The organism is Lysobacter antibioticus (assembly GCF_000731095.1).
Lineage (GTDB): Bacteria > Pseudomonadota > Gammaproteobacteria > Xanthomonadales > Xanthomonadaceae > Lysobacter > Lysobacter antibioticus_B.
On sequence record NZ_JMTZ01000006.1, the window covers coordinates 91,549 to 108,521 of the forward strand.

Annotated in this window: 15 protein-coding genes and 1 pseudogene; 8 read left to right on the forward strand and 8 right to left on the reverse strand. The window is 67.8% G+C overall.

The features are described from left to right. Positions 1–19 precede the first annotated feature (19 nt). Entirely contained in the window at positions 20–574 is a 555-nt protein-coding gene (gene ppa, locus EX88_RS0102010; RefSeq protein ID WP_031370347.1) for an inorganic diphosphatase, read from the reverse strand. Between the two features lie 340 nt (positions 575–914). Here ppa and EX88_RS0102015 point away from each other — a divergent pair, with 340 nt between their 5' ends. The 4 genes from EX88_RS0102015 (at position 915) to EX88_RS0102030 (ending at position 4,945) form a co-directional block, all read left to right on the forward strand. Beyond that, a complete protein-coding gene (locus EX88_RS0102015; protein ID WP_031370348.1) occupies positions 915–1,907 on the forward strand; it encodes a sterol desaturase family protein in 993 nt (330 codons plus the stop codon). After that, positions 1,904–2,404, forward strand: coding sequence for a discoidin domain-containing protein (locus EX88_RS0102020; RefSeq protein WP_031370349.1), 501 nt, complete (start codon positions 1,904–1,906; stop codon positions 2,402–2,404). Before EX88_RS0102015 ends, EX88_RS0102020 begins: the two co-directional genes overlap by 4 nt. A 134-nt stretch (positions 2,405–2,538) precedes the next feature. Beyond that, entirely contained in the window at positions 2,539–4,077 is a 1,539-nt protein-coding gene (locus EX88_RS0102025; RefSeq protein WP_051884321.1) for a M91 family zinc metallopeptidase, read from the forward strand. Positions 4,078–4,390: 313 nt separating this feature from the next. Further along, positions 4,391–4,945, forward strand: coding sequence for a hypothetical protein (locus EX88_RS0102030; protein ID WP_152566054.1), 555 nt, complete (start codon positions 4,391–4,393; stop codon positions 4,943–4,945). A gap of 99 nt (positions 4,946–5,044) precedes the next feature. On the opposite strand, the gene EX88_RS27010 is transcribed toward EX88_RS0102030, so the two are convergent. Together EX88_RS27010 and EX88_RS0102035 are read right to left on the reverse strand one after the other, a co-directional pair. Beyond that, positions 5,045–5,503, reverse strand: coding sequence for an OmpA family protein (locus EX88_RS27010; RefSeq protein ID WP_235186181.1), 459 nt, complete (start codon positions 5,501–5,503; stop codon positions 5,045–5,047). 12 nt (positions 5,504–5,515) lie between these two features. Next, a pseudogene (locus tag EX88_RS0102035) lies at positions 5,516–7,540 on the reverse strand (sodium-translocating pyrophosphatase); the annotation flags it as partial. A 607-nt stretch (positions 7,541–8,147) separates the two neighbouring features. Here EX88_RS0102035 and EX88_RS0102040 point away from each other — a divergent pair. Next, complete coding sequence (locus tag EX88_RS0102040) at positions 8,148–8,339, forward strand: hypothetical protein (RefSeq protein WP_152566055.1); 192 nt, start codon at positions 8,148–8,150, stop codon at positions 8,337–8,339. Between the two features lie 177 nt (positions 8,340–8,516). Continuing rightward, positions 8,517–9,041 (forward strand): hypothetical protein, encoded by a 525-nt coding sequence (locus tag EX88_RS0102045; protein WP_031370354.1) that lies wholly within the window; start codon positions 8,517–8,519, stop codon positions 9,039–9,041. Between the two features lie 135 nt (positions 9,042–9,176). Here the strand turns inward: EX88_RS0102045 and EX88_RS0102050 are convergent, their stop codons facing one another. The 5 genes from EX88_RS0102050 to EX88_RS0102070 form a co-directional block, all read right to left on the reverse strand. Next, a complete protein-coding gene (locus EX88_RS0102050) occupies positions 9,177–9,980 on the reverse strand; it encodes a hypothetical protein (RefSeq protein ID WP_031370355.1) in 804 nt (267 codons plus the stop codon). 313 nt (positions 9,981–10,293) lie between these two features. Next, positions 10,294–10,734: a VOC family protein gene (locus EX88_RS0102055; RefSeq protein WP_031370356.1), complete on the reverse strand. Its 441-nt coding sequence runs from the start codon at positions 10,732–10,734 to the stop codon at positions 10,294–10,296. 99 nt (positions 10,735–10,833) lie between these two features. Further along, a complete protein-coding gene (locus EX88_RS0102060) occupies positions 10,834–11,664 on the reverse strand; it encodes a helix-turn-helix transcriptional regulator (protein WP_031370357.1) in 831 nt (276 codons plus the stop codon). 90 nt (positions 11,665–11,754) lie between these two features. Further along, complete coding sequence (locus EX88_RS0102065) at positions 11,755–12,813, reverse strand: hypothetical protein (protein WP_031370358.1); 1,059 nt, start codon at positions 12,811–12,813, stop codon at positions 11,755–11,757. 119 nt (positions 12,814–12,932) lie between these two features. Beyond that, complete coding sequence (locus tag EX88_RS0102070) at positions 12,933–14,189, reverse strand: 6-phosphofructokinase (protein ID WP_031370359.1); 1,257 nt, start codon at positions 14,187–14,189, stop codon at positions 12,933–12,935. Between the two features lie 185 nt (positions 14,190–14,374). Here EX88_RS0102070 and EX88_RS0102075 point away from each other — a divergent pair, with 185 nt between their 5' ends. Together EX88_RS0102075 and mpl are read left to right on the forward strand one after the other, a co-directional pair. Continuing rightward, a complete protein-coding gene (locus tag EX88_RS0102075; RefSeq protein ID WP_031370360.1) occupies positions 14,375–14,953 on the forward strand; it encodes an adenylate kinase in 579 nt (192 codons plus the stop codon). 256 nt (positions 14,954–15,209) lie between these two features. Next, positions 15,210–16,598 (forward strand): UDP-N-acetylmuramate:L-alanyl-gamma-D-glutamyl-meso-diaminopimelate ligase, encoded by a 1,389-nt coding sequence (gene mpl, locus EX88_RS0102080; protein WP_031370361.1) that lies wholly within the window; start codon positions 15,210–15,212, stop codon positions 16,596–16,598. The last annotated feature ends 375 nt before the right edge of the window (positions 16,599–16,973 follow it).

The window sequence follows — 16,973 nt, forward strand, 5'->3', positions numbered from 1 at the left end:
TATGCCGATCTATCGAAGATCAGAACTTCGGCTTGTCTTCTTCCGAGGTGGCCGCGTAGCGCTCGATGGCTTCGACCAGGATCTTCTTGGCTTCCTCGGCGTTGCCCCAACCGTCGAGCTTGACCCACTTGCCCTTCTCCAGGTCCTTGTAGTGCTCGAAGAAGTGGCCGATGCGCTCGAGCCAGTGCGGGCTGACCTGTTCGATGTCGTGGATGTGGCTGTAGCCGGCGAAGACCTTGTCGACCGGCACGGCGAGCAGCTTTTCGTCGCTGCCGGCTTCGTCGGACATCTTCAGCACGGCCACCGGACGGCAGCGGATCACCGAGCCCGGGATCAGCGGCAGCGGCAGGATCACCAGCACGTCGGCCGGGTCGCCGTCGCCGCAGACGGTGTGCGGGACGTAGCCGTAGTTGCAGGGATAGCGCATCGGGGTCGACAGGATGCGGTCGACGAAGATGGCGCCGGAGGACTTGTCGACCTCGTACTTGACCGGCTCGGCATCCTTCGGGATTTCGATGATGACGTTGATCTCGTGCGGCGGATTCTTGCCGGTGGAAACGAGGTCCAGACCCATGTGTGCTCCGACTGCTGAGGCCCGCCGGAAGGCGGGCGGTGAAAGAAAGAGGGCCATTCTACGCGGCTGGGTGCTGCGTTGCAGCACGGGGGCAGGCGGGCTCGGCCGGGAGCCGCGGCCCGCGTAAATGTCCAATCGGCGGTAAAACAACGGCTTCGTGCGCGCATCGGCGGCCAACCGCCTCCGAGCGACGCGGCCATCGAACGCCGGTGGCGATCGTGTCAAAAAGCGTCCAGGCGCCGTCCAATACGAGGCGGGCAGGGTTTCGGCCGGTGCCCTTGCCGCTCTCCGCGTGGGGTGTTAATCCTGCATTTAGATCGATACAAATGCGAGGGCGGCGATGGCGTGGTGGGGCTATGTCGAGCAAGAGCTGATCGGTTTCTTCGGCCTGGGGGCCTTGCTGCAGCTGTTGGCCGAGCAGGGCTACCGGGCGCTGCTCAGCGCCGACGGGGCCGCGGCCTTGTTGTACCCGGTCATCCCGATCCTGCTGGTGTACGAACTGTTGCGTACCGTCGCCCAGCGCCGCTTCAAGCTCGAGGACTACAAGCTCCCGTTCCTGACCCTGCTGGCCAACCGGCTGATCTCGACCTTCCTGACCTTCGGCGTGGTGACCTTGTGCATCGGCCTGTTCCAGCCGTATGCGCCGTTCCAGGTCGGCATCAGCGCGCCCGGGCTGATCTACGGCTACCTGGTCTGGGAGTTCGCTCATTTCGTCTACCACTACCTCGCCCACAAGGTGCGCTTGCTGTGGTGCCTGCACTCGACTCATCACGCGCCGGTGGCGATGAATCTGTCGGTCAACTACGCGCATTTGTTCCTGGAAGCGCCTTACGCGGATCTGGTGCGCACTACGATCTGCATCCTGGCCGGGGTCGAGCCGCCGCTGCTGTTGCTGATCATGTTCGTCGACGGGCTGTGGGGGCAGTTCATCCACCTGGGCGAGCACGCGCTCAAGGACGGGCGCCTGGGGTTGCTGCATCGGGTGATCCTGACGCCGGCGCACCACCGCGTGCATCACGCGCGCAACGCGGTCTACATGGACACCAATTTCTGCAATCTGCTCAATGTCTGGGACCGCGTGTTCCGCACCTATCAGCCGCAGCGCGAGGACGTGCGGATCGAATACGGCATCACCCGGCCGCTGAAACCCGGCAGTTTTCTCGATGCGTATCTGGGCGAATTCGCGGCCTTGCTGCGCGACGTCGCCGCCGCGCCCGGATGGAGGAACAAGTTGCTGTATCCGATCATGCCGCCGGGTTGGAGCCACGACGGCGAGCACAAGACCGCCGAGGTCAGCAAACGCGCCTGGCTGGCGCAGCAGGGGGCGCCATGAACCGCTGGCCGATCGTGTGGGTAGTGCTCGCCGTGTCCTGGCCGACCGCCCTCGCATACGCGGGCGAGCCCGCGCGAGCCAATCTCGCCTTGCATCGCCCGGCCACCGGCTCGGCGATCTGCAAGCCCGGCGAGGAAGCGGAGAAGGCGGTCAACGGCTTGCTCGCCAGCAAAACCCACGACAAGTTCTGTTCGCTGCAGCGGCCGGCCTGGCTGCGCATCGATCTGCAAGCCGAGCGCGAGCTGCGCGGCTTCACCGTCAAGCATGCGCAAGCCGGCGGCGAAGCGGCTGCGATGAACACGCGTGCATTCGCGCTGTCGGTGTCGAGCGATGGCGCGAGCTGGCGGCAGGTGGCGAAGGCCGGCGACAACGTCGACGGCGTCAGCGTGCATCGCATCGCCCCGACGCGGGCGCGTTATGTGCGCCTGGACGTGAGCCAACCGGCGCAGGACCCGGCCGATCCGGCGACCCGCATCTACGAAGTCGAAGCCTGGTAACTCCTCGTCGCGCGCCGTCGGGCCGGCGTTCGGGCGCTCCTGGGGTCGACCCTAGCGTGGGTACGCCCTAGCTTGGATGCGGCCATACGTCTGCGTATCTAGGAGGCTCGTACTCCGTCCATCGCAGGCTTGCCATGTCCGTACAGCTCGACGCCACCCGTTCCGCGCCGCCGGCCGATTCTTACTGGAACGATCCGATCGCCGCCGCCCCGAACCGCCTGGCCGAGCCGCAGCCGCCGGTGACTGCCGAAGCGGCGGTCGCCGAGCTTGCCGAGCCGGACCGCCCGGCGCTGGACGGTGCGGTGGCGATCGACGGCAACGACACCAATCCTCAGCAGCGCAGCGAGGGCCGCACGCCGGACGGCAAGACCGTGCAGATCGATCCGCTGCACCAGGGCGCCGAAGTGTCGATAGCGCGCGAGCAGACCCTCGCCGACGCCGGCCTGGGGCGTACCTATGTCAGCACCGATCAGGTCGTGCTGACCACCGGCGCCAAGAACGACGACGTGCAGATCACCCAGCGCGACGACGGCACCCTCGATGTCGGCATCAACGGCGAGAAATACGAGGTGCGCCTCGGCGAGAACCAGGAGCTGACCATTCGCAGCGGCGCCGGCAACGACACCATCAACGTCGCCTCGAACGTGAAAGTGAACATCGTCGTTGACGGTGGCGCCGGCGACGACAAGATCGCTACCGGCGCCGGCAACGACCGCATCGACGGCGGCCTCGGCAACGATGTCGTCGCCACCGGCGCCGGCCGCGACGATGTGTTCGGCAACCGCGGCGACGACCGTCTCGATGCCGGCGATGGCGACGACGTGGTCTATGGCGGCGACGGCACCGACACGCTCGGCGGCGGCAACGGCGTGGACTTCCTCGAAGGCGGCCAGGGCCAGGACACGCTCGACGGCGGCGCGGGCAAGGACATGCTGTCGGGCGGCCTCGACGACGACAGCTTGCGCGGCGGCGACGGCGACGATGCGGTCTACACCGGCGCCGGCAAGGACACGGTCGACAACCGCTCCGGCCACGATACGGTGTATGCGCAGCAGGCCAGCGACCTCATCAACGCCGCCACCGGCGCCCGCAACACGGTGATCAACGTCGAGATCAGCGCCAGCAAGGGCGTGACCATCGAGGGCTCGGACGCGTTCAGGCAGCGCGTCGGCGCCGAGATCGAGTTCCTGCGCAGCTCGCCGAACGGCCAGCAGATGCTGGCCGAGTTCGATAAGGCGGCCGCGCGCGGCAACTCCGTCACCATCAAGGAACTGGCGAACGAGCAGAACGGCTACGCCCAGACCTTCAGCAACGACGCCGACATCGTCAACGGCAAGCCCGGCGCCGGTGGCGACGTGCAGATCAGCTACAACCCTTCGTTCCACATGGCCGAGTTCCCGGCGCCGGTGGTGGTGCTGTATCACGAGATGTCGCACGCCTATAACGGTGTCACCGGCACCTTCCAGCCGGGCACCTATCGCGGCACCGGGCCCGACAACGGCGAGGTGCCGAACGCCGAACGCCAGGCGGTCGGCCTGGAGACCAGTGCGCCAGCCTACGATTTCGACGGCGACCCCAATACGCCCAAGACCACCGCCAATCCCGATCACCTGACCGAGAACGGCATCCGCGGCGAGCTCGGCTTGCCGGACCGGCCGAGTTATTCGCTCTGACGGCGCGCCATTCATCGCGCATCGCGACGACGGTCTCAGGAGCAACGAGCGGCAGCCCGCGTTCATCGCGGGCTGTCCGACTTTGTCTAGGATCGCTGGATAGTCGTTCTGATTCCCGGATGAGGCGTGCGCCGAGGCAGTTGCCATCCTCCATCGCGTGCGCCGATCCTCCGTATCCGAGACGAGCCCTGGCATGAAGTCGACGCAGTACCCTCGTTACGCCTGCATTCGCCGCCTGCTCGTGTGTTCGATGGCGCTCGCCGCGAGCGCCTGCGTGCATGCGCAACCCTCTTCATCCGCGGAGTCCGTCCCCATGCCTGCTGACCGCGCTTCGGCTGCCGCCCATATCGCGAGGGTGCAAGGCCGCGGCGTCGCGCTCGAAGCCGAGTTCGCTTATGCGGCGTCGAAACGCGTGTTGACGGTGGGCTATCGCCTGCACAACCTCGGCGATGGACCGCTCGCGGTGTTCGATCGCGGCGACCGCCACGCCGTGGCGACAGGGCGACAGAAGGCCGGCGCGATCGCGGCGCCGACCGTGCAGACCGAGAGCGGCGATGTTTCGTTGAGCCATGCGGCACCGCCCCTGCCGCGACCTGCGCCGACCTTGCCGCCGACGCCGTTGGCGATTCGTGTACCGGCGGGCGCGGAGACGGCAGGGCGTTTCGAGTTCGCGATACCTGGCGCCGATGCGCCGAAGCGCTTGCGCTGGTGTCTCGGTGTGGCGACGTTCGAAGACGGCGATTTCATCGCGCCGGAAAGCGTCGGCGAGGTCGAAATCTGGCGCGCCTCGTTTGCGGTCGCCGAACGGCAGCAACTCGTGTGCACACCGTGGTTCGATATCGCGGCGAATGCATTCGCGGGACAGTGAGTTGGGTGGTGGGAAGATAGTCAAAAGAAAACGGCGGCCCAGGCCGCCGTTTTCCGGTTTTGCGAAGCGGCATCGGCTGTCGGGCCGATGCCGGTGCGCTCACTCGACTTTCACTTCCACTCGCCGCGCTTCTTCGGCGCTGCCGCCGCCGGTGGTGACCATCGGTTTGTCGAGGACGATGCGGTCGGCGCCGATGCCCTGCGATTCCAGCCAGCCTTGCACCGCTTGCGCGCGCTCCTTGGCCAGCTCGGCATTGGTCGCCGCGCCGCCGGACTCGTCGTGGAAGCCGGAGATGCGGGCCTTCGTCGACGGCTCGGCCTTCAGTGCGGCGACCACGCCGGCCAGATCGGCCTCGGCGCTGGCCGGCGGGGTGGCCGAACCGACGTCGAAGTAGAGCTTGGCGCTGCCTGACGATGCCGGCGTGGATGCTGCGCTGTCGACGGCCTCGGTCGGACCCGATGCATCGATTGCGCCCGAGTCCACCGGCCCGCCGACGTCGGTCGCCGGCGCGGTCAGCGCGGCTTCGCTGACGCCGTGGGTGGCGGAAGCATCGCCCATTCCCGTCACCGGCAACAGCGGCACCAACAGCAAGGCGACGATGTTGATGATCTTGATCAGCGGGTTGATCGCCGGGCCGGCGGTGTCCTTGTACGGGTCGCCGACGGTATCGCCGGTGACGGCGGCCTTGTGCGCTTCCGAGCCCTTGCCGCCGTGGTGGCCGTCTTCGATGTACTTCTTGGCGTTGTCCCAGGCGCCGCCGCCGGTGGTCATCGAGATGGCGACGAACAGGCCGGTGACGATGGTGCCGATCAGCAAGCCGCCGAGCGCCTTCGGCCCGAGCAACAGGCCGACGACCACGGGCACCGCGACCGGTAGCAGCGAAGGCACGATCATTTCCTTGATCGCCGACTTGGTCAGCATGTCGACGGCGCGGTCGTATTGCGGCTTGCCGGTGCCTTCCATGATTCCGGGAATGTCGCGGAACTGGCGCCGCACTTCCTCGACCACCGCGCCGGCGGCGCGGCCGACGGCTTCCATCGCCATCGCGCCGAACAGGTAGGGGATCAGGCCGCCGATCAGCAGGCCGATGATCACCATGTGGTCGGACAGGTCGAAGTTGAACACCACGCCCGGATGCGCGGCCTGCAGGTTGTGGGTGTAGTCGGCGAACAACACCAGCGCGGCCAGCGCCGCCGAACCGATCGCATAACCCTTGGTCACCGCCTTGGTGGTGTTGCCGACGGCGTCGAGCGGGTCGGTGACCGCGCGCACGTCCGAGGGCAGCTCGGCCATTTCTGCGATGCCGCCGGCGTTGTCGGTGATCGGCCCGTAGGCGTCGAGGGCGACGATCATGCCGGCCATCGACAGCATCGAGGTGGCGGCGATGGCGATGCCGTACAGGCCGCCGAGCGCGTGCGAGCCCCAGATCGCCACGCACACCGCGATCACCGGCAGCGCGGTCGACTTCATCGACACGCCGAGGCCGGCGATGATGTTGGTGCCGTGACCGGTGGTCGATGCGGCGGCGACGTGCTTGACCGGTGCGTACTGGGTGCCGGTGTAGTACTCGGTGATCCAGACGATGGCGCCGGTCAGGATCAGGCCGATCAGCGCGCAGCCGTACAGGTTCGTCGCGCCGTGGCTGGCATCGCGCATCAGCTCGGTGGTGATCGGATAGAACGCGATCGCCGCGAGCACTGCCGAGACGATCACGCCCTTGTACAGAGCGCCCATGATCGAGCCGCCGGCCTTCACCTTGACGAAGAATGCGCCGATGATCGAGGCGATGATCGACACGCCGCCGAGCACCAGCGGGTACAGCACGCCGTTGGCGCCGACCGTGCTGGCCATCAGGCTGCCGAGCAGCATCGTCGCGATCACCGTGACCGCGTAGGTCTCGAACAAGTCCGCGGCCATGCCGGCGCAGTCGCCGACGTTGTCGCCGACGTTGTCGGCGATCACCGCCGGGTTGCGCGGGTCGTCCTCGGGAATACCGGCTTCGACCTTGCCCACCAGGTCGGCGCCGACGTCGGCGCCCTTGGTGAAGATGCCGCCGCCGAGTCGGGCGAAGATCGAGATCAACGACGAGCCGAAGGCCAGGCCGACCAGGGCGTGCAGCGCTTTTTCGCCGGTCACGCCGAGCTTGGCCAGCGCGAGCCAGTAACCGGCCACGCCGAGCAGGCCCAGGCCGACCACGAGCATGCCGGTGATCGCGCCGCCGCGGAAGGCGACGTCCATGGCCGGGCCGATGCCCTTGCGCGCGGCCTCGGCGGTGCGCACGTTGGCGCGCACCGAGACGTTCATGCCGATGTAGCCGGCCGCGCCCGAGAGCACCGCACCGATCAGGAAGCCGATCGCGGTCGGCCCGCCGAGCGCGAACCAGATCAACACGAACAGGACCGCGCCGGCGATGCCGATGGTCATGTACTGACGGTTGAGATAGGCGCGTGCGCCTTCCTGGATCGCGCCGGCGATCTCCTGCATTCGTTCGTTGCCGGCGGGTTGAGCGCTGATCCAGCGCGCGGACACGATGCCGTAAAGGATCGCGATGACGGCGCAGCCCAGCGCCAAGGTCAAACCGTACTGCTCCAGCATGAACCCCTCCCCAAGTGTAGAAGTGGACATCACAGGACAACGGGTCGATCGTGTTGTGCCGCGGAAAGCTGTTGGCCGGTGTGCCGCGGAATCGCTTCTTGCGCTGATGCGTGTTGCATTGCAGCGACGCCGTGCTGCGAACACGGCGGTGTCGCGACTATCGCACACGCACTGGGCCGGTGAAACCTCGCGACCGCGGGCTGGCGCAAGGGCCCAGCGGCCATCGGCGGGGCTGCGACTGCAGTCACGGATCGGCTCCGGTTCGTTCCCGGGATCGACCCCGTTATCGCCTTGACCCGTGCACGCGCGCGCTGTGACTCAGCAGCTGAATACGCGCGGTGCGCAGCGACCGGCGCAGCGGCATGCATGGGCGCGCGGACGCTCGCACGGCGCCGACAGGCCATCGGTTTGACACTGCCTGCGCTGCGCCGCTTAGATCGATGGCGCGCATCGTGCCGGCCAGGGAATCGCCACGGTCTGCCGATGCGCACTGCGGGCACGGCCCGCAGGGGGAGCCACGGGCGGACGCGTCGTTGCGGCGCCGATGCCGGTGTGCGCTTGAGTACAGGAAAGGGTTTTCCATCGAACCTCAAGTCAGGAGATGTCCATGAGCAAGAAGCTGATCGCATGTTGTGTGTTCGTGTTCGGTATGGGGCTGGGGCTGACCGCCGCGGCCGGTGGGTCCAGCATCACGCCGGAAATGGCTCAGTGCATCTACGACTGCAAGCTGTCCGGCAACACCCAGGCCTATTGCTGGTCGTGCTGCGTGCAGAAGCAGTGCCCCATCCCGCTGGAATGAACCCGGCCGGTTGAACCCCGGGTAGTGTCGACCCGCGCGTCGGCCGCCGCTTGCAGGCGGCCGGCGCGTTCGCGGTTAGGGCCTGTGAGCGCCGTCGGCCGGGCTTCCGCCCCCGGCGGGCGAGGGTTCAGCCAATGCGTGCCAGTCTGCGCCGGCCTTGTGAGACCGGAGCCGACGATGCGATTCGTTCCCGTTTTATTCGTTTCGATGCTGTGCGCGGGCCTGCCTGCGCTCGCGACCGCCGCCGACCCGGTGCCCGAGATCAAGCGCGGGCCGATCCCGGCCCAGGCGGTCGCCCGCCTGCACACCCTGCGCCAGATTCCCGAAGCCTGCGCGCGGGTCGAGGGGATATTCACCGGTCAGGCCGCCGATCCCTACAAATTCGCGGTCGTGCGCATCAGCCCGAACTGTCAGCCCCGTGCGCGTTTCGTCGACGCCGCCAAGGCGCAGCCTTCCGAAGCCGGCGGCTGGAAGTTCAACGATCTGATCCGCGTGCCCAGCGCCGCCTGCCCACAGCAACAGGCGGTGGTGCGGATCTGGCGTAAGCCGGCCGCGGCCGCGGTGCCGCCGACCCTGGATGCGCAGGGCAAGTCGCGCTTGTACCTGCAGGACGAAAAGGAAAAGGCCGCGGCCAACAAGCTCGCCGCGATTCCGATGTTCGCTGCCGAAATGAAAGTCGAAGGCCAGGGCTGCGGCGGCTGAGCGAAGGCCTGCGCGCCTGCCGGACTTCAGCCGAAGAATCGTCGCGCGCCACGGCGCGCATAAAGAAAGGGCCGCAATGCGGCCCTTTCTTTCGTCCCGCTTCAGTGCGGCGGCTTCGTTGCGAAGCCGCTGCGCTTACTTGGCGACCCGGCAGTTGCCGATATGGATCAGGCGGGTGTCGGCCTGGTAGGAGTCGAAGGTGCCGACCAGGTCGAGCTTGTCGCCCTTGCGCAAAGTCATCGAATAACCGCGCTGGTCCGAGGCCATGTGGCACATCACGCGGGTGAAGACGATGGCGTCGCGGCTGCTCGGGATGAAGCCGGGCAGCAACGAGGGCTTCATGTCGTAGAACACGCTCAGGCCGCCGCTTCCGGATTCGGAACCCAGGAAGTAACCGCTGACGCGGTAGGTCTTGCCCTTGTTGCGCACGTCGATCATCGCGACGTTGTCTTCGACGGTCTTGGAGACTTCGTCGGCCAGCTTGATCGCCGAGATCGAGATCGGCTTGGCGCCGCCGGCGGCCTTCGGCGGTGCCTTGCCGGGCTTGAGCTGGTACAGCATCTTGCACATCGAGGTCTTGATCGAGTCGGCGTTGGCGAGCGCGCCGCGGCGCGTCTTCATCAACATCGTCACGGTGCCGTCCGGCACTGCGGTCACGTAGACCTGCAGGCCGCGATGGGCGACGTTCGGCGACACTTCGAGCAGCAGCGAGCCGGTCTGGCTGTTCGCGTCGATCACGTTCATGCCGTCGGACACGGCGATATTGTTCATCTGGCCGACCGCGCTGGCGACGCTGAGGCCCGGCACGGTTACCGAGGTCGAATACTCGGTGCCCTTGAGCGGGTTGCCGGACTTGGTGAAATTGTCTTCGCACTTGCCGGCCAGGGCCGAAGCCGAGGGCAGCAAGAGAATGAGCAGCGGTAACAGCTTGCCTTTCATGAAGGCCTCCTTGATGTGTCGAAACTCAGCGTCCGTGCGTCCGCCATTAGGTGCATGAACGCGCGCGATGGCAGAGTGCCGCAATCGCCCAGGCGATTCAACGGGTTTCGCCGCATGGTTAATGTGCTGTGTGCCTATTCCTGACGCAGCGCACAGCTTGCGGCGTCCGCGAAAACTGAACTCGCGCCCGCACGGGCGTCTGCAGCATCGCCTGCGCGCCAAGCCTCGATGGGCACGCGCCGCTGCGAGCGGCCCGTGCGCGCAGATATGCAGGCCGCGCGGGACGCGGCCTGCCGTCCTAGGTTCGCCGTCCTCAGCAATCCGGGTCCTGCTCGTAGCGGCGCTGCATTTCGTCGGGCTCGATCTGCTCGATGCTGTGGCCGATGTTCCAGCGATGTCCGAACGGGTCGATGACGGTGCCCGAGCGTTCGCCGTAGAAGTGATCGCGCGGCGCCATCGCCAGGTGCGCGCCGGCGGCGACCGCGCGTGCGACCACTTCGTCGGCATCGTCGACATGCAGGTGCAGGGTGTGGCTGTGGCCGCGCTCCGGTTCGGGACGGCGGATCTCGACCTCGGGGAATTCCTCGCACAGCATCAGGGTGGTGCCGCCGAGGTCGAGTTCGACGTGGCCGATGCGGCCGCCGGGTTCGACCAGGCGGAATTTTTCGGTGGCGTCGAAGACCTTGCAGTAGAACGCGATCGCGGCCTGGGCGTCGCCGACGCACAGATAGGAAAACAACTCGTGGACGGCCATGGCGGGCTCCGTGGTGGATGTCGGCGCCAGCATGGCTGCGGGCCGCTCGCGAGGATTGGAGAAAATTGACCGACGTCGTCGAGTAGGAGAACCGCGTGCCTAGCCCGGTCCGACCGGCAGATGATGCGGCGCGGCCAGCGGTGCGGCCAGGTACTCGCGCGGGCTGACCCCGGCGAATTCGCGGAACTCGCGGATCAGGTGCGACTGGTCGAAATAACCTTGCTCGAGCGCGAGCTGCGCCCATGCGGGCCGCGGCGTCGCCGACAAGGCCGCGAGCAGGCGGCGGAAGCGCTGCACGCGCGCATAGCGCTTGGGCGCCAAGCCCACCGCATCGCGGAAGCCGGCGATGAAGTGGCGATGGCTGCGGCCGCCGGCTTCGGCGATCGCGGCGATGGTGTCGTCCGTGCCGGAGGCTCGTTCGAGCCGGGTTGCCGCCCGCGCGATCTGCGGGTCGAGGCCGCGCAACGGGCGCAGACGCTCGTGCAGGAAACGCTCGAACACCTGGCGACGACGGTGCGGATCGTCGGTTACGGCAAGACGCTCGTACAGCAGCTCGGCGGCATTGCCGCACAGATCGCCCAGCGCTACGTGTTGGCCGGCGAGCTCGGCCGCGGACACGCCGAACAAGGCCAGCGCCGCGCCGGGGCGCAGCACGGCACCGACCGATGCGGCCGGAGTCGAGGTGTCCTTGATGCAGTACGTGGCGCGGATGCCGGCGACGGTCGCGGCGGCGTGGCGACGGCCGATGCGATCGTCGGCATCGGCGTACAAGCGCAGCGGCGGTCCGTCCAGGCGCACGACCAGATGCATCGCGCCGTTCGGCAAGGAATGCTCGCGCTGGGCGCGCGCTGGCTCGGCCGGACGCGCCTGCACCCAGATGCGTTCGATCCAGGGATGCAGCGAAGCCGGCACGGGGCGTTCGGCAGTCATGGCGTACGGGATAGGGGCGACAGGTCGCGGCGGCGGCAATGCACGATCATGCGCTCTTATCCGATAACGGTGCTCGATGCCGGCGCGCATTCATATCGAAGCGGAGCGGACCGGGATGGCGGCGTTCTTGCACGATGCGCCCGCGCCGCTGGTGGTGTAGTCGAAGACGCTGCCGTTGCGGACCATGAACCTGACCGTGCAGCGGCCGGATTCCGTGGCCGGTGCCGATGGGGTCGCCTCGCGCATCGGCCCGGTCGCGCCGAGCACGTAGTGCAGCCAGCGGCTGTCGTCTTCTTCGCGGTAGGAGAGCGGATCGCCCCACGTGCCGACCAGCAATTGCAGCGGCGCGTCGATCCAGCTTTCCAGCGCCGGGTTCGGCGTGCGCTGGCGACGTTCGCTCGCGCGAGCGCTGCGCGCCGAGGCTTCGGCCTGGGCGCGGGCGTCGTCCTGCTGGTCGCGCAGTTCGGCGTGGACCTGGTTCATCGCGCCGGACAGGCGCGCGAGCGTGCTTTCGACCTCCTGCTGGCGCGCGGCGATCTGGGTCTTGGAACGGGTGGTGGTGTAGCGCGGCCGTTTGCCGTCGGTCCAGAAGCGCTGCCAGGACAGGTCGACCACGGTCAGCTGGTTCGCCGCGCCGTCGAGCGGGGTCATGCCGTGCTCGGGCTTGCGCGAGGCCGGCTCGCAGGCGAAGCGCTGCGCCTGGGTCATCCAGCCGGCCGGCGTCGCGGCCCATTGGCTCGGCGCCCGGGTTTCTTCGGTGTCGTTGCGCCAATACACCTCGACCGCGGTGCTGCGCGCCCGTCCGCGCGCGCAGTCGAACTGCAGGTGGTGGACGATCTTGTCCGGCGCGGACTTGTGTTCCATGACCTCGAACACCTGGATCGAACGCGGCGCCGCTTCGCGCGCGCTCATCGCCGCGTCGGGGCCGTCGGCGAACAGGATCCGGCTTTCCTCTTCCGGCGACAGAGCGGTCCCGATCCAGCTGCTGTCGGCATAGATCAGGCCGCGCGCGGGTTTGTCGCCGTAGCGATGCAACAGATAACCCTCGCCGGCGCAGGCCGGTGCCGCCGCCAGTACGAGGGCGGCGAGGCTGGCCGACAGTACGGCTTTTTTGGTGGCCTTCGTGGCGGCCTTCGTCCAACTGTCCATGATCGAACGCGGTCCTTGAGGCGGCGACCCGCCGCCGCCCGAGGATAGCGCCGCCCGTTGCGGGCGGCGCGCTCAGGCCGGTTTCGCGATGGCGTTAGCGGCCGGCCGTCGCAGTTCGCTCAGCCTTCGAAGGCCGGCAGCTTGGGTTTCACCGCGACGTTCTTCAGCGCCACGTACTTGGGCAGGCCGTCGCGGCCGTACGGCGGCGGGGCTTCGCCGCGGATCAGCGGCTCCAGATAGACGCGGGCCTTGGCGGTGATGCCGTAGCCGTCCTTGCGCAGGAACCCGGCCGGCATCTTCTTTTCGTGGTTGGCCACCTTGCTCAGCGGCGCGGCCTCGATCTTCCAGCGATACGGCGCGTCCGAGGTGCGCACGATCACCGGCATCACCGAATTCTGGCCCTTCAGCGCGAACTCGACCGCGGCCTTGCCGACCGCGCGGGCTTGCTCGACGTCGGTCTTGGAGGCCAGGTGGCGGGCCGAACGTTGCAGATAGTCGGGCAAGGCCCAATGCACCTTGTAACCCAGGGCGTCCTTGACCCGCCCGGCCAGGTGCGAGGCGACGCCGCCGAGCTGGGTGTGGCCGAAGGAGTCGTGGCCGCCGCCGGCATCGGCGACGAAGCGGCCGTCGGCGGTCTGGATGCCTTCGCTGGCCACCACCACGCAATAGCCGACGCGTTCGACCGTGGCCCGGACCTTGGCGAAGAAATCGGCCTCATCGAAGGGGCGCTCCGGGAACAGGATCAGGTGCGGCGCGTCGTCGGGGCCCTGGCCGGCCAGGCCGGCGGCCGCGGCCAGCCAGCCGGCGTGTCGGCCCATGGCCTCGTAGACGAAGACCTTGGTCGAGGTCTCGGCCATCGCCGCCACGTCGAGGGCGGCCTCGCGCACCGACACCGCGGTGTACTTGGCGGCCGAGCCGAAGCCGGGGCAGCAGTCGGTCACCGCGAGGTCGTTGTCGACCGTCTTCGGCACCCCGATGCAGGTCAGCGGATAGCCGAACTCGGCCGCGAGCCGGGACACCTTGAGGGCGGTGTCGGCCGAGTCGTTGCCGCCGTTGTAGAGAAACCAGCGCACGTCGTGGGCCTTGAGCACGGCCAGCAGGCGCTCGTAGCGGGCGCGGTCGGCTTCCAGCGACTTGAGCTTGACCCGGCAGGAGCCGAAGGCGCCGCCGGGGGTGTGACCGAGGGCGCGGATCGCCGCCGCCGACTCCCGGGAGGTGTCGATCAGCTCCTCGCGCAGGGCGCCGAGGATGCCGTTACGGGCCGCCAGCACCTTGACCTTGCGGGCCCGGGCGGTTTCGATCACGGCCGAGGCCGTGGCATTGATGACGGCGGTCACACCGCCGGATTGGGCGTACAGCAAAGTTCCGTTGGGCATGGGGATTCCAGGATTTCGGCCGGATTGCGGTAAGCTGCCAGCAATATTTTGCCCGGCGGGTGAATGGCGGCTCCGAGTGTAGCGCCGCCCCGCGGACTGGCCAGCCTCGTGCGGCCGGTGGGCTGCGAGGCTGGCGTGGCGAACGCCGGCCGCGACGATTTCGTTAGTTTTCAGGAGCGATGTTGATGCGATTGGTACTTCTGGGCGCGCCCGGTTCCGGCAAGGGCACGCAGGCTGCGCGGCTTAAGGAGCATTTGCAGGTGCCGCATATTTCCACCGGCGATCTGTTGCGCGGCGAAGTCGCGGCCGGTTCCAAGCTGGGTCTGGAAGCCAAGGCGGTGATGGACGCCGGCAACCTGGTCAGCGACGAGATCCTGCTCGGCATGCTCGAGGACCGTTTTTCGCGTCCCGACACCGCCGGCGGTTTCATTCTCGACGGCTATCCGCGTAACCTGGCCCAGGCCGATGCGCTCGACGTGCTGCTGAAGAAGATCGGCCAGCCGATGGACTTCGCCGTGCAGCTCGAAGTGCCGACCGAATTGCTGGTCCAGCGCATCGCCGGCCGCGCCGCCGAGCAGGGCCGCGTCGACGACAGCCCGGAAGCGGTGCGCACGCGCCTGAAGGTCTACGACGACGTGACCGCGCCGGTCATCGAGTACTACCGCCAGCATGGCCGCCTGACCGTGGTCGACGGCGTCGGCTCGCTGGACGTGGTGTTCACCCGCATCATCGAAGCGCTGGAACCGGCGCCGACGGTCGGTTGAGCCCCGTTTCTTCTGCGTCGCATTCGCGCCCCAGTTCTTCTCCCTCTCCCGCTTGCGGGAGAGGGTTGGGGTGAGGGCATTCGCCCTCCCAGCCACCGCACAGGTTTCGCGGTAGCGGGATCGGCAGCCGTGGGGCTTCTGCGCACGCCGACTCCCGCGGCCTCAGCCCTTGCCCTCTCCCGCAGGTGGGAGAGGGGCGTCGGTGCCGTGCAGGAGCCGCTCGCGTTGGACCTTCGACGTTAATCCAGGACCTCGGATCTTGAAGCTACATATCTTGGGCATCGCCGGTACTTTCATGGGCGGTGTCGCCGCGCTCGCACGCGAACTCGGCCATGAGGTCGAAGGCAGCGACCAAGCGGTGTATCCGCCGATGTCGACCCAGCTCGAACAGCTCGGCATCGCGCTCAAGCAGGGCTATCGGCCCGAACACATCGGCGCCGATTGCGACGAGATCGTGGTCGGCAACGCGTTGTCGCGCGGCAACGCCGCGGTCGAGCAGGTCCTCGACGACGGCCGCCGCTACACCTCCGGCGCGCAGTGGCTGTGCGAACAGGTGCTGCCGGGCCGCGACACGCTCGCCGTCGCCGGCACCCACGGCAAGACCACCACCACGACTATCCTGACCTGGCTGCTGGAAGCCGCGGGCCGCCAGCCGGGCTTTTTGATCGGCGGCGTCGCCGAGGATTTCGGCGTGTCCGCGCGTATCGGCGCCGGCCGCGAGTTCGTCGTCGAAGCCGACGAGTACGACACCGCCTTCTTCGACAAGCGCAGCAAGTTCGTCCACTACCGTCCGTTGGTGGCCATCCTCAACAATCTCGAATACGACCACGCCGACATCTTCCCCGACGTCGCCGCGATCCAGCGCCAGTTCCATCACCTCGTGCGCACCGTGCCGCGCCGCGGCCGCCTGATCGTCAACGGCGAAGACGAGCGCCTGGGCGAAGTGCTGGCGATGGGCTGCTGGACCCCGGTCGAGCGTTTCGGCCTGCACTCCGAATCGGCGGCACCGGCCTTCGAATGGACCGCGCGCTTGATCGAAGCCGACGGCAGCGCCTTCGCGGTGATCCACGACGGCGTCGAAGTCGGCGAAGTGCGTTGGCCCTTGCTCGGCCGCCATAACGTCATGAACGCCCTGGCTGCGCTGGCCGCCGCGAACGCGGTCGGCGTCGATGTCGCCAGCGTGCTGCCGGCCCTGGCCGCGTTCCGCAGCGTCAAGCGCCGCCTGGAAGTGATCGGCGAAACCGGCGGCGTCACCGTCTACGACGACTTCGCCCATCATCCGACTGCGATAGCCACCACGCTCGCCGGCCTGCGCGCACGCGTCGGCAACGCGCGCATCGTCGTGGCGATGGAACCGCGCAGCAATTCGATGCGCCTGGGCGCGCATTCCGACGCCCTGGCGCCGTCGCTCGACGGCGCCGACACCGTGGTGTTCCTGCATCGGCCCGAACTGGCCTGGGATGCCGGCAAGGTCGTCGCCGGCCTGCGCGGCGAGGGCGTGACCGTGCCCGACGCCGATGCCCTGATCGCCGCGTTGAGCGAACGCGTACGCGCCGGCGACCATGTCGTGTTCATGTCGAACGGTGGTTTCGATGGCGCCCCGCGGCGGTTTTTCGCCGCATTGCAGGACGCGCAGACGGCGTAATTAACGTTGCCCCCGAGACCCTGTAGGAGCGGCGTGAGCCGCGACCGCGCCGCTTCGATCTAACTTCGCAGCTGACCGGTGCCCAGGGGTAGGAGCGGCGCAAGCCGCGACCGCGACGCTTCGATTTAGCTAGCTGGCAGGTGCTCGGGGTAGGAGCGGCGTCCTACTGGATTTCCTTCGGTCACAAGCCGCGACCGCGCCCGTTCCTGAGCCGGCGCCGGTCACGACGCCAGGCAACACCGGCTTTCGCCTTTGTCGTAAAGATTCGGCTTCGGCTTCGGCTTCGGCTGTTGCTGTTGCTGTGCGTAGCCGAGCACTAGCGAAGGCAATCGAAGACCCGGAGGGCGGTCCGCATGGATGCGGGCCGTTTTTCAT

What these genes read in the sequence shown, in the direction of transcription:
- EX88_RS0102025 (WP_051884321.1), top strand. Translation starts at nt 2,539, where the DNA reads ATGTCCGTACAGCTCGACGCCACCCGTTCCGCGCCGCCGGCCGATTCT.
- EX88_RS0102050 (WP_031370355.1), bottom strand. Translation starts at nt 9,980, where the DNA reads ATGAAAGGCAAGCTGTTACCGCTGCTCATTCTCTTGCTGCCCTCGGCT.
- EX88_RS0102055 (WP_031370356.1), bottom strand. Translation starts at nt 10,734, where the DNA reads ATGGCCGTCCACGAGTTGTTTTCCTATCTGTGCGTCGGCGACGCCCAG.
- ppa (WP_031370347.1), bottom strand. Translation starts at nt 574, where the DNA reads ATGGGTCTGGACCTCGTTTCCACCGGCAAGAATCCGCCGCACGAGATC.
- EX88_RS0102020 (WP_031370349.1), top strand. Translation starts at nt 1,904, where the DNA reads ATGAACCGCTGGCCGATCGTGTGGGTAGTGCTCGCCGTGTCCTGGCCG.
- EX88_RS0102030 (WP_152566054.1), top strand. Translation starts at nt 4,391, where the DNA reads ATGCCTGCTGACCGCGCTTCGGCTGCCGCCCATATCGCGAGGGTGCAA.
- EX88_RS0102075 (WP_031370360.1), top strand. Translation starts at nt 14,375, where the DNA reads ATGCGATTGGTACTTCTGGGCGCGCCCGGTTCCGGCAAGGGCACGCAG.
- EX88_RS0102015 (WP_031370348.1), top strand. Translation starts at nt 915, where the DNA reads ATGGCGTGGTGGGGCTATGTCGAGCAAGAGCTGATCGGTTTCTTCGGC.
- EX88_RS0102045 (WP_031370354.1), top strand. Translation starts at nt 8,517, where the DNA reads ATGCGATTCGTTCCCGTTTTATTCGTTTCGATGCTGTGCGCGGGCCTG.
- EX88_RS27010 (WP_235186181.1), bottom strand. Translation starts at nt 5,503, where the DNA reads ATGGGCGATGCTTCCGCCACCCACGGCGTCAGCGAAGCCGCGCTGACC.
- EX88_RS0102070 (WP_031370359.1), bottom strand. Translation starts at nt 14,189, where the DNA reads ATGCCCAACGGAACTTTGCTGTACGCCCAATCCGGCGGTGTGACCGCC.
- EX88_RS0102060 (WP_031370357.1), bottom strand. Translation starts at nt 11,664, where the DNA reads ATGACTGCCGAACGCCCCGTGCCGGCTTCGCTGCATCCCTGGATCGAA.
- EX88_RS0102065 (WP_031370358.1), bottom strand. Translation starts at nt 12,813, where the DNA reads ATGGACAGTTGGACGAAGGCCGCCACGAAGGCCACCAAAAAAGCCGTA.
- EX88_RS0102040 (WP_152566055.1), top strand. Translation starts at nt 8,148, where the DNA reads ATGAGCAAGAAGCTGATCGCATGTTGTGTGTTCGTGTTCGGTATGGGG.